The following is a 13349-nucleotide window of genomic DNA, read 5'->3' on the forward strand; positions in this document are numbered from 1 at the left end:
TTGCGCCAAAACCTCCCCTCCCCTTAGTAAGGGGAGGGGTAGGGGTGGGGTCAAACCAACGTGGGTTACAAAGTTTGAACGTGATTGTTGACACGTATGAGCGTTTCCGTATGAGCAATGCTGTGCCTCTACGATGTAGTTTGTAGTCTATGCAATTGAGAAGCGCTTTAACTCCCCATTCTGGTTTCAGAACGGTCTGTACTGCAGTTGAAAATACACACCATTTTCTTGCCATGTCCTATCTCTCGAATCAATATCTATCAAAGGAATACCCCAGTCCAAGCGAGCGGTGAAGTTATCCCCCATCTGCCAAAGTAAACCGAATCCCACACCTAGCAAGGTATTGGGATCTGGACCGTTTCCATTTGTGTTCCAGCCAGTGCCAATATCGATAAATGGTGTAATCTGTAAACTTCCTTCCACTTCTGGTATTCTAAAGATGGGCAGCCGTGCTTCTACGGAAGCAAAAATACCATTGTCCGTCAGCAAAGCATCCTGACGATAACCTCTTACAGTTGTTTGACCTCCTAAACTAAACTGCGATCGCGAAAGCAGAGAATCGCTTGCGAGTTGAACGCTGGAACGGACTAACAAGCTAGGACTTACAGCAGGCTTGCCTGTTGCTTCTCCTAGGCGGCGCAAATACAGCATTTGTCCTCGCCAAACGAAAAATTGACTATCCGGTTCGTTATTATTAACAGTCGCATCAAAAGCACCGATGCCAACACCAAATTCAGAACGAGCAGCTAAAACATCTTCACGACTTCGTTGCAACCACTCTTGAGCAAAGTTCAGTTCGGAAATACGGGTTTTTCCTTTGTCATCTGCCCCTGGGAATAAAGGAATGTCAACTCCATCAATCGAGGAATTATTTTCTCGCCTTGCGGCTGTAATACTGAGAGCCAATTCTTGGCTGAGTTCTGGAGTAGCTGTTTGAAGAATTGGTTGGCGAAAGGTGAGTTCAAACTCGCGAGAGTCTACCTCAATGTCCGCATCGTCGAAAGGGGGTTCAACGATGTTGTTGCTAGTGCTTCGCACATCAAAGCGTAGGGTGCCATTACGGGGATTGATGGGCAGAGTGTAGCTTCCCTCAAACCGATTGCTACCATCGGTATTGCTGTAGATAAAACTCAACTTATCTCCCAGTCCTAGGAGGTTGGCTTCTGATATCTCCACACCACGTTCAAAACTCCCGACACCGGGGTTGCGGTAATTATCAATTCTAAATTCAGTACTAAAGGTTTTCGCTTGCTTAACTCTCACCTCTAACGAATTCGTACCAGGCTTACTGCCAGCAGTCAATTCAGCATTTAAGCTTTCAATTAAGGGGTTAAGTTGCAGCAATTGCAGTGCTTCTTGTAAGCGGTTAATGTTGAGGGGTTTTGAGGCAGCTAAAGCAATGCGACTGCGAACATAGTTTGGGTTCAACCGCCCTTTGATATTGACCTTAATTTCTTCCAAGCGACCTTCAAGTATCTGAATTTTGACACTACCTGATTGAATTTCTTGACTGGGTATGTAAGCACCAGAAGTGATGTAGCCCTTTTTGAGATAAAACTCAGTCACTTTATTAGCAGCTTGCAGCAGTTGGTCAAAAGTGATAGGTTGCCCAATAAAGTCAGCCGTCACCTGATTTAACTCTTGTTGGCTAAATACAGTGCTACCGACAAACTCAAACTTCTCAACAACAATCATCCTAGGCACATTCTGGATATCTTCAGGAGGTGGAGGAGTTATCGGTGGTACCTGGAGTGGGTTTTTTTGTGGAGCAAGTGGAGTCGGTAGCGGTTGTTCTGGAGGAATTGGGGTAATGGGATTGATAGGCTGGGGTTGTTCTGAGGGAATTGAGATACCAGGATTGATAGACTGCGCCCAAGCAGAGGGTATGTGAGAGAGTAGGGAAAGTAGGGGGAGTAAGGGGAAGAAGAGGAAGGTGATATAGGGGAATGAGGAAGAGATTTCTAATTTTGAGATTGCTTCGCTTCGCTCGCAACGCTTCGCGATTTTGAATTTTGAATTGTCTTGTCCCCATAACTTCAATTTAACGAGCATGGCACAATGATGAAATCAATGCAGAAGCATAAGGACTCACTACCGGGGCATTCGCAGTCAGAACAACGGTACCTTTTGGGTTAACATACCAACCGAGAGCTGGGGGTGGTAGCTCTGAGGTCTGTGCTTGTTCAACAGTCGTCCTTGATTGAGAGAGATTTTCTGGTTGGAAAGGTTCAAAACTTACTAAAGCTTTACTGCTCAGTAATTCACCAGGTCGGGGTGGTAATCCTCCACGCCCGGTGATCGTAAATTCGCTCCGATTCTGTTCTTTCTTCGGTGTACACGCCTGCGCCACCACTTCTTCTGGTTGAACTATTTCTTGTGGCACGTCGATAGCTTCCTGGTTAGGCGCAAAATCTGGTATGGTGAATTGGACCACGCCATCTAATCCCACTTCAGAACTGGCAGTAATCTCGCATCCTGGGCAAGTAAATAATCCTTGAGTATTGATTTGAATATTTCCTCCTCTCCCCTCGAAAGCATTGGCAGTAATTTTGCTATTTTCTAGCAACACAACAAAATCAGCGGGACTAGAGCCCGTAATAGAGATGTTACCACCGTTACCAGTTCCACCTGCTTGTGCCGATATTTGACTGCCGTGGCGCATTTGTAAGGAACCTGTTTCGAGGATGATGTTACCACCTTCACCAGATTGCGTGGCTGCTGTAATACTACCCCCGTTATCCAGTAAGATAGAGCGAGCATTTATCCTGGCGGTTCCTGCATCACCTGACCCCTGATTCCTCACAGTCACTTGACCACCATCCGTGACTTTCAACTGACCTGTATTAATTGTCACGTTTTGTGCTGCCCCACTTGGCACCGCAGGCAAGTTAAAAACCTGTCGTAAGCTTTGATCTGGTATGTTGGCAGAGGCGCTAATCAAACTCGGATTTACAGATCCCGGTACTTCACCTTGCACTTCCACGAATTCAGAAGCGTTGATGATAACGTTGCCAGCTGAACCACTTCCAAAGGTAGAAGCATCGACCCTTCCCCCATCCCGAATTGTCAATCTTGGTGTACTGACTGTCAGGTCACCAGCATCTCCAGATACAGTTGTGCTAGCAGACAAAGCGCTAGGTATAAAAAACTGAGGTTCGACGCCAATAATTTCTATAGAATCAGTGGCATTTACGTTAACATTTCCTCCTTGACCTGTTCCATAAGTGGTAGAGAGAATGGTTCCTCCTCCAGTCGCGGTCAAACGCCCAGTTGACACTGTATTATTACCTGCGTCTCCAGAACTAAAAGTGACTGTTCCAATAATACTGGAAACGCTAGGATTAATCGCACTTACTCCATTGACTTGCAGCGACTCAGAGGCATTGACATTGATATTTCCGCTTGTTCCCGCTCCAAAGGTTTTCGTAAAGACGGATGCTCCTCCCTCTACGACTAGGCGCTTGGTTGAAACATTAATATCTCCTCCTCTACCTGCTCCCACCGTTTCATTCGTTAAGCTGCTCCGAATTGTTGCATCTGCATTGGTTCCGCTGACTTTTACAGACTCTGTGGTGTTTACTTGAATCGCACCTGCGGGTTGAGATCCTTGATTTTGAATCAAAATGAGCGAGCCATCACTGATCGAGAAGTTTTGCGCCTGCACCTGAATTGAGCCGCCACTACCGCTAGCATCTGCCAAAGCTAGCGATCGCATCTCAATATCTTTGAAACCAAGTACACCTTCATAGCCCAAAGTCAAACCATCTGCAGTCGGATTGAGACTCACCTCTCCTTGTGCGAAACTACCTAACGCTATTCGTCCTCCTTCTGCGGTTAGAATACCTCCATCTATGCTGATATCGCCCCCAACCAAAGCTAAGGTTTGATTGGGCTGTACCCGTAGCCCTGTTGAAGTATTTCTCGTTACAGGTGAGAAGCTTGGATCGGCAACAGTGAAAGTATGACCCGCACCTTGTACGCGAATTGTTCCCGGATTCTGCCCAAATTGCAAACCGACAGGAACACTGATAGTTAACAGAGGGTTTGCTTGAGGATTTGTAGCGCTATATTCTACACCATCGGCAAACTTAATGCTACTCGCCGTAGTACCTAAGAAAGAACCGCCAATATTCAGTTGAGCATTCGGACCAAAATTAATACCACTCGGATTAATCAAGATGAAATTAGCACCATAATTTTCTCTGATTAATCCATCAATATTGGAAATTGAGCCACCTGTGACTCGGTTAATAATGTAATTAATATTGTTAGCATTTGTTGCATTTTTAAAAAAAGCTTCGCCGCCTGTTGGTACAGAAAATTCCTTAAAGCTGTGAAATAGATTCCTACCAGCTTGTGTTCCTCCAGTAATTTCAAAAACATTGCCAGACTGACTAACGTTAGTTGGAACTGTTCCATCTGAAGAAATTTGCGCTTGAGTTGGGCTACCGATTAGAAAACAGCACAGGTAAACAGTGCCAACACTTAAAGTTCGCACAATCACGTTTGAAAATAATGGAGAAAGTAGAGGGAGTAGAGGAATTAGAGGGAGAAATATTTTCATGCCTGGAAATGGCGAATCCGCCCTGAGGTCTATTTTGGATAAACAGAATCTCATACTAAATCGCACATCAAACTGCAAAACCCTGTTTTAGGTATCTTGCTGACATACAAGCAAGACACTTGCACGACTTCACTTGATTGCGACTTAGTACCAGAATCCAAATCAAACAACCACCCGAAAGTGGTGTGTAACAACTAAGTCTTTGAAGGTTATGAACACAAGAGCTACCTGATTCGATAGCCCCCTATTTTCATTTAATTGAAGTTAATTTCAGCACCCTGTTTAATACCAAAGGATGGTAAGCTTCACTTAAGCTTGCACGAGTTTTGTTTTAATATAAAACCTAAGTAAATCTGACTAAAGACAACACAATAGAGTCTATATTCAAGTGTCAACCCACGTCAAGACAGGAAATCAATTGATGAACAAAACACAACTTTGGACAATAGCTTGGACAACTCCAATGTTGACTTTAGGCTTTGTAGCATCACTTACTCAAGCCAGCGCAGCTAATACCGTGAACATTACCTGCAACACTAACGCCAGTATACCAACAGTGATTGCTAGCCCTCCTGAACAAGGAACAGGGAAAAATGTGACAATCCTCAGCTTCATCCCTGAATATTTCTCACCCAAAGATGCTGTGCAGAACTGCCAAAATACAGCGAAAATTTTACAGAGTCTTTACAAAACAGACAGTGCGAGCTACTTGACAAATGACAAAGTTAATTCAAAACCTGTCGTATGCGTAGTAGAACGTAGAGGTCTGAGTTGCGATCGCGAGAAGACTCAAATTTTATTCAGCCTCGGTTCAACAGTGAACTCCTCTCAAGCTTTATACCAAATGTTAGGTAGCGATTTTAAACAAGCACAACCTCCTGATGCGAGGACTGTCAGTCGAATTTACTCTGACATCAAACCCAAATCGACTGGTCGTCGTTGGTGGCCCTTCTAACGAGGTGATGCAGTGCAATTCATTTTTGCTTTGTGAGCTGCTTGATAATCTGACTTGAGTTTGAGAGCTTCTTCAAAAGCAATAAATGCTTTTTCTTGATCAGATAATTGGCACAGTGTCAAACCCAGATAATACCAAGTTTCAGCTTTTTGAGCTTGTGGCATCTTGGATTCATTTAGCATTTGATTGAATTGAGCTGTTGCTTGCTCGTATTGTCCCAAGCCCTGAAGCGCTATACCTCGACCGCGTTGAGCAGCATAATAGTCAGGATTGTATGTTAACGCTTGGTCATAGGCTTTCAGGGCTTCTGCATATTCTTGCTTTTGCGATAAAACCTTACCTTTATGGCTAAAAGCAACTGATAAATCTCTGTTACGAGTTTTGTTTTCATTCATCTGCGCAAAAAGTTTAATTGCTTCGTCAATGGCTGCAAGTGCTTTGTCGGTTTGCTTGACTGCTAGCAGCGATTCAGTTTTGTTAATCCAGAAAAAAGGATCTTTCGAGTCGAGTGCAATGGCTTCATCAAAAGAGGCGATCGCCTGATCATATTGCTTAAGGTTATGTGATGCTTCTCCTTTGCAATTCCAGGCATATACAGCTTTTGGTTCAATGATAGTTGCTGCAGAGCAGGATTCGAGCATCTTGTTGTATTTTTGTAAGCCACCTAATGCATAGCCTCGGTTAGTCCAAGCTTGGTAGTAGTTACTATCTCTGTTTAGAATCTCGTTATATTTCGTGATTGCTTCTTGAGATTTTCCTTGGTGATACAGCTCGTTTGCTTCTCGAAAAAGAGTTTCCACTTCTGGTTCTGCACGCCCAAAGAGATTAAACCGCATCACATTAACGCCAACGAAAACCAAGCCGACTATTCCCAAAAAAACCCAAATGCTTATAAAAATAACTTTTCTTGGATAAGAAATAGTGTTTGTTTCCTTTAAGGAAGTACTTTCTGGAACTGTTTTGTTTTGAATAGTTTTGGTTGTTTTTGATGGTGAAAACTCAAGGATAGTCTTCTCTAATTCTTGAGTCACCCAATTTAAATCAAAAACAGATTGGTAAATACGATTAGATATTTTTAACTTATCTTCCTGTTGCACAACCAATCCCAAATTCACGAGTTCTGCCTGTAAGGAACTGTTATCAGTTGAAACTTCTCTCTGATAAAGAATTTGCTGATACAGCTGCAATAGTAATCGGGAATCGCACTGCTTATTGTTGACAATTCCCTGTTGAATCGACTTCAAATGCTCAGATGCGGCTTGAGTTTCCCAATGATTAATCAAGCGAGTTTGAACTAATTGCTCTACTGTTGTGGCTTCCTCTCCTGCACCAATTACACCTTCAAACTCAGCAAGTAATTGACAAAGCTTTTGAGTCAGGAACGGTTGAGCGTTTGTCCATGACAAAACTTCTTCTAGCAAAATGTCAGGGCGACTTGCTTTTTCATCTAGTTTGAATGATTTAATTGTGTTGTGGCTAAAAGGTCGTAAACGTACTAACTCTCGGTCAATCCAACTTTGATTAAAAACAGATTGATAAATACGATTAGCAACTTTTAACTTATCTTCCTGTTGCACAACCAATCCCAAATTAATTAGTTCTGCTTGTACCGGACTTCCATCAGTTGGAACTTCTCCTAGGCAAAGAATTTGCTGGTACGCTCGCAACAGCGATAGAGGATCACACTGCTTATTTTTGATAAGATTCTGTTGAATCGACTTCAAATGCTCAGATGCAACTTGAGCTTCCCAATGATTAATTAAGCGAGTTTGTACCAGTTGCTGAACTTTTGCTGCTTCCTCACCACTAGCAATCAAAGTTTCAGAATTAGCAAGTAATTGACAAAGCTTTTGAGTCAGAAATGGTTGACCACTTGTCCAAAACAGAACTTCTTCTTGCAAAATATCAGGGCGACTTGCTTTTTCATTTAATTTAAATAAAGGTTGTAAACGTTTTAACTCTTTGTCGATCCAACTTTGATTAAAAACAGATTGGTAAATACGATTAGCAACTTTTAACTTATCTTCCTGTTGCACAACCAATCCTAAATTGAGCAGTTCTGCTTGTAATAAACCCCCATCAGCTCGAACTTCTCCCAAATACAAGATTTGCTGGTATAGTCGCAGCAGCGATAAGGAATCACGCTGCTTGTTTTTAACAAGACTCTCTTGAATTGCCTTCAAATGCTCAGAAGCAGCTTGAGTTTCCCAATGATTAATCAAGCGAGTTTGCACCAATTGCTGCACTCTTGTTGCTTCGTCACCAGCAGGGATCAAAGCTTCAGAATCAGCAAGTAATTGACAAACTTTTTGAGTTAGAAACGGCTGAGCGCCTGTCCATGACAGAATCTTTTCCAGCAAAATATCTGGATGAGTGGCTTTTTGATCTAATTTGAATAATTTAATCGTGCTGCGGTTAAAAGGTCGTAGATGTGTTAATTCTGAAGTAACTTCGCTTTGATGAAAAGCTGATTGATCAATGTGATTAGAAGTTTCTGACTTGTCTTGTTGTTGCACAACCAATTCCAAATTCAGCAGTTTTGTTTGTGTGAGATTTTGAAGAAAACTCCAGAATTTTGTTCATGGAGTTTTAACGGGTGGCGGTGTGAGTATCGTATGTTTTTAGCTTGAGTCGCCACAAGTGCAGCATTGTATACCCCGGATTTGTCACCAAATTGGTAAAAAAGGAGGGCAAAAACAGGAAAACTCTAGGTAAAACAAGAGTTACAGGAGTTTCCTCACACGACCCGTTCTTCAGAAGATTGTATCGTATAGTCGGGTTCTAGAACTGGTATGCGGAGGAGAATAACGCTACTATTAAGCAGTTTTTCTCTTCAGAAAATTAATAAAGTTTTGTAAAGAAAAGGCAGGGTTTTGCATAAAACTAGTGTGCCTGGATCTGAGAAGTCAGTAGATATTACTTTGACGAACGGAAAATGTGGTTTACTCAAAAAAGAGTGCAACTGCCTTCGCAGTGCTGGGGGGTGTCGCTTGTTAAGGATGAATGCTCTTGTGTGCAGGTTCTTCTTGAGGTTAGGGATTGCTCCTTGGTGTGCGATTAGCGCAGCTGTGTTGCTCCCACTCGCATTCTCTGTAGATTCTACTCTTGCTCAAGAACTCAAACCCGTGGCTGATAGGACTTTAGGAGCAGAAAGTTCTGTGGTCACGCCAACAAGCCCACAAGCTGACAGAATTGATGGTGGAGCAATTCGTGGTGCTAACCTGTTTCACAGTTTTTCACAATTTAATATCGGTGAAGGACGAGAGGCGTATTTTGCAAACCCAAGTGGAATTGAGAATATTCTGAGTCGGGTGACGGGGAGTGATGCATCTAGGATTTTTGGGAAACTTGGTGTTTTGGGTAATGCTAATCTGTTTTTGATTAATCCGAATGGGATTATTTTTGGGAAAAATGCCAGTTTGGATGTTAGGGGTTCGTTTGTAGGGACGACAGCCAATGCTCTAGCTTTTGGCGATCAGGGTTTTTTTAGTGCAACGAATCCGAATACTCCTGCACTATTGACGGTTAATCCTTCGGCTTTACTATTTAACCAAATTCGTGCAGCATCTATCGAAAATAACTCAGTTGCAGACTCTGGTTTAAATCCATCTTCTGAGTTTACAGCAACAGGTTTGCGCGTACCAGATGGCAAGAGTTTGCTGTTGGTAGGCGGTGATATCAATATGGATGGTGGAGGATTATTTGCTTTTGGTGGGCGAGTCGAGTTAGGCGGGTTAGCAGGCGCAGGAACAGTTGGGTTGAATGGGAATGGTAATAATCTGAGTTTGAGTTTTCCCGATAGTGTAGAAAGAAGCAATGTTTCCCTTAGCAATGGCGCTGGAGTAGATGTGACTACTAGCGATGGTGGAAGTATCGCAGTTAATGCCGGGAATTTAGAGATGACAGGAGAGAGTTACCTGTATGCAGGGATAGAGAGCAGGCTGGGTTCTAATAATAGTAAGGCGGGAAATGTTGAGGTTAATGTCGCTGGAGCAATAAATCTTAACAATAGTTTCATTAATAACAACGTGCAAGAAGAAGCAAGCGGACAGGGAGGCGATGTCAATATCAGTGCTCGCACGTTACAAGTTGAAGGTGGGGCACAGGTGAGTGCTAGTACATTTAGTGCGGGCAAAGGGGGAAATTTGAGGATTGATGCCCAAGATGTGCAAGTGATTGGTACAACTGCTGATGGTCAGTTTGCCAGTGCTTTGGGTGCTACCGTACAGCGAAACTCAACAGGGGATGCGGGAGATCTTACGATCCGAACTAATACCTTGCTAGTGCGAGATGGGGCACAGGTGGGTTCTGGTACATTTGGTGTGGGCAAGAGTGGAAATTTGAGTGTTGATGCCCAAGACGTGCAAGTGATTGGTACAACTGCTGATGGTCAGCATTCCAGTGGCTTGTATACTTCCGCAGAGCCAAACTCAACAGGGGATGCGGGAGATCTTACGATCCGAACTAATACCTTGCTAGTGCGAGATGGGGCACAGCTGAGTGCTAGTACATTTAGTGCGGGCAAAGGGGGAAATTTGAGGATTGATGCCCAAGATGTGCAAGTAATTGGTAGAAGCGCTGATGATCGGGTTGGCAGTGGCTTGTATACTTCCACAGTAAACACAACAGGGGATGCGGGGGATCTTACGATCCGAACTAATACCTTGCTAGTGCGAGATGGGGCACAGGTGATTGCTAGTACATTTAGTGCGGGCAAAGGAGGAAATTTGACTGTTACAGCAAACAAGGTACAAGTCATTGGTGGCTCCGCAAACGGTCAGGTTTCCAGCGGTTTGATTGCTGGCACTCAACGAAGCACAGGAAAGGCAGGAAACTTGACTATTACTACACAGCAGTTGTTTATTTCTGATGGAGCACTAATTACAGTCAGCAGTCTTGGAAAAGGTGTGGCGGGTGACCTTGGTATCAATGCTAGCTCTGTGCGCCTCGACAACAGTGAGATTACAGCACAGACGCGTTCTGGCAATGGCGGTAACCTCAAATTAAACATTGCGGACTTATTGCTGATGCGCCGCAACAGTGAAATTTCCACCACCGCAGGCACTGCACAGCAGCCTGGAGACGGCGGTAACATTACCATCAATACCCCTAACGGCTTCATTCTTGCCGTCCCTAATGAAAATAGCGACATCACCGCCAATGCTTACACAGGCATTGGTGGTAATGTCCAAATCAACGCAAGTGGTATCTATGGCACTCAATTTCGAGAAAAAGAAAACTCACAAACAAGTGACATCACCGCTAGTTCCCGGTTTGGAAGCAACGGCACCGTAGAACTCAACACACCCGACATCGACCTCAACAGCGCCTTAATCAACTTACCATCAGTCCCCGTTGACACCCAACTCGCCCAAGGCTGCAACTCCCCCAACTACGCCCAAAGCAGTTTCATCATCACTGGACGCGGCGGCTTACCTCCCAACCCTAAAGACATTCTTACACCTGACGCCGTTCAAGTAGATTGGGTAACTCTCAACCCGGAATTAGAAAAAAACTCAACTACAAATATTTCCACCAATCCAAATCCTACCACACCAGCCCCAATAGTTGAAGCGACTGGCTGGGTATTCGGTCCCAAAGGCGAAGTCATATTTACAGCACAAGCCCCAACACAACACCAGAGTTGTTGGCAAACACCATCAAAGTGCCATGAAAAGTAATACACGCTTTGCATTCATGAGTTACACCCTCCGGGTACTCTGCGAGAAGCCTTCTGGCGGGCGTCTACGCCAGATGCCTACGGAGGGAGACCCTCCTGCTGCACTGGTCTCACCTCACTCCCCTGCCCCTCTCCTTATTAAGCGGTGTACACACAAGTTATCGAATGACTCAAAATTCCCTCCCAACCTCACCCTGCCCTGTCGGGCATCCCTCTCCTTAGTAAGGAGAGGGAAAGATTTTAGCGCAGCTAAAAGCGAGGGTGAGGTTTTGAGTGAGATGTGTGTACACCATAGCTCCTTACCAAGGGGAGGTGCCGCAGGCGGTGGGGTGCATTTGTATCAAAAATTTAGTGAGATGGTACTATATATAAGTATAGTTGCATTGCTGAGCTTCACTCCGAAACGCGTTACAGCACAAGTAGTGACTCCAGCACAACTACCAAACGACAACTCTTTCCAAACTCAACAACTCCCTCCACCGCAGGATGTGCAACCACGCCCATCTTTTCCAACTCCCACACCCAAGCCGCCACAGCCACTTCCTCCGCCAGAAAACTTACTTCCGCCCTCTCGCCCAACTCCCACACCAACTGAACCAATTCCTGGCAAGTTTCCTGAAACTATCATTGTTAAACAATTTGAAGTTATAGGTAGCACCGTATTCAGTCCCGAAGAGTTAGCTAAAGTACTCGCTCCCTTTACTAACAAACCTATCTCACTGACTGAAGTGTTTCAGGCTCGTACTGCGATCACAGATTTATACATCAAAAAAGGTTACATCACTTCTGGAGCGTATATCCCTGCTCAAACAATGCAGTCTGGTGTTGTCAAAATCCAGGTCATTGAAGGTAAATTAGAAGACATCCAAGTCACAGGTACCAGACGACTCAGACGCAATTATGTACGCAGCCGTCTAGCGATCGCCACTTCGCCACCTCTCAATAGAGAACGTTTGCTAGAAGCCTTGCAACTGCTGCAACTTAACCGTTTGATTCAAAACCTGTCTGCTGAACTCACCGCTGGAACGCGTCCCGGTACAACTATATTACAAGTTCAGATACAAGAAGCAAAAACTTTCAGTAGCCAAATTGTTTTGGATAATAGGCGATCGCCTAGTGTTGGTAGTTTCCGCCGGAGATTACAAGTCAACTCAGCTAACTTACTTGGATTTGGAGATGGTCTGAGTTTAGCTTACACCAACACCGATGGCAGCAACGCTTTTGATGGTAGCTACACATTTCCCCTCAATCCCCAAAATGGCACTCTCTCTTTTTACTACGGTACGACATCCAGCGACATTATTGAACGTCCTTTCAACCAACTGGATATTCAATCAGCTTCCCGCTACTATGAAATCACATTCCGCCAGCCAGTCATCCAAACTCCGACGCAAGAATTTGCTCTTGGCTTTACCGCCTCCAGACGAGAAAGTGAAATTTCTTCTGTGCTGTTTCGAGAAGAATTTGGACTTCCCCCAAATGAACTTTCGCCTGGCGCTGATGAGGAGGGACGCACTCGCGTATCAGCATTGCGATTTTTTCAAGAATGGACGAGTCGCAACAGCCGTGAAGTTATCGCTGCTCGCTCTCAATTTAACATTGGACTGGGTGCATTAGATGCGACAATTAATAGTAATCCTCCCGATAGCCGTTTTTTCTCATGGCTTGGACTTGCTCAATGGGTACGTCTTTTGGCTCCTGACACTGTACTGTTACTTCGTGCAGATGTGCAACTGGCATCAAGAGCACTTCTACCATTAGAGCAGATTGGTTTAGGCGGTTTAGATAATGTTCGCGGCTACCGTCAAGATTTTTTACTTACAGATAATGGCGCTTTTGCTTCTGCTGAAGTTCAAGTCCCAATTTTCCGGGTACGTGAGATAAATGGCGTTTTACAAATCATCCCTTTTGTTGATTTCGGTGTCGGCTGGAACAGTTCAAATAGAAACAATCCAAACCCTAACACTTTAGCATCGGTCGGTCTTGGTTTACGCTGGTCACAGGGCGATCGCTTTACTGCTCGTCTTGACTGGGGTATTCCTTTAATCTCTGTTGATTCAAGGGAAAGAACATGGCAAGAGAACGGTCTGTATTTTTACATACAATACAATCCGTGATTCTGTCTGGGCGAGCACGGAGCCTGATCCTGA

6 protein-coding genes are annotated in these 13349 nt (G+C 44.3%); 3 read left to right on the top strand and 3 right to left on the bottom strand.

The window, feature by feature from the left end; genetic code table 11:
• Positions 1-186: 186 nt before the first annotated feature.
• Positions 187-2052 carry a ShlB/FhaC/HecB family hemolysin secretion/activation protein gene (locus tag DP117_RS22960; protein ID WP_169220556.1) on the bottom strand — a complete coding sequence of 622 codons (1866 nt, stop codon included), beginning with the start codon at positions 2050-2052 and terminating at the stop codon, positions 187-189.
• Complete coding sequence (locus DP117_RS22965; RefSeq protein ID WP_169220557.1) at positions 2042-4564, bottom strand: S-layer family protein; 2523 nt, start codon at positions 4562-4564, stop codon at positions 2042-2044. The genes DP117_RS22960 and DP117_RS22965 overlap by 11 nt, the downstream gene beginning before the upstream one ends.
• Before the next feature lie 421 nt (positions 4565-4985).
• Between DP117_RS22965 and DP117_RS22970 the strand changes: the two genes are divergently transcribed.
• The gene (locus DP117_RS22970; RefSeq protein WP_169220558.1) at positions 4986-5519 is read left to right on the top strand and encodes a COP23 domain-containing protein; all 534 of its coding nucleotides are present in this window, start codon (positions 4986-4988) and stop codon (positions 5517-5519) included.
• Here DP117_RS22970 and DP117_RS22975 read toward each other — a convergent pair.
• The gene (locus DP117_RS22975; protein ID WP_169220559.1) at positions 5516-8035 is read right to left on the bottom strand and encodes a tetratricopeptide repeat protein; all 2520 of its coding nucleotides are present in this window, start codon (positions 8033-8035) and stop codon (positions 5516-5518) included. The two genes, DP117_RS22970 and DP117_RS22975, sit on opposite strands and share 4 nt — an antisense overlap.
• Before the next feature lie 372 nt (positions 8036-8407).
• On the opposite strand from DP117_RS22975, the gene DP117_RS22980 reads away from it, so the two are divergent.
• Together DP117_RS22980 and DP117_RS22985 are read left to right on the top strand one after the other, a co-directional pair.
• Complete coding sequence (locus DP117_RS22980; protein WP_169220560.1) at positions 8408-11200, top strand: S-layer family protein; 2793 nt, start codon at positions 8408-8410, stop codon at positions 11198-11200.
• Positions 11201-11555: 355 nt separating this feature from the next.
• Entirely contained in the window at positions 11556-13316 is a 1761-nt protein-coding gene (locus DP117_RS22985; RefSeq protein ID WP_169220561.1) for a ShlB/FhaC/HecB family hemolysin secretion/activation protein, read from the top strand.
• The last annotated feature ends 33 nt before the right edge of the window (positions 13317-13349 follow it).

It is taken from the genome of Brasilonema sp. UFV-L1 (genome assembly GCF_012912105.1).
Classification (GTDB): domain Bacteria; phylum Cyanobacteriota; class Cyanobacteriia; order Cyanobacteriales; family Nostocaceae; genus Brasilonema.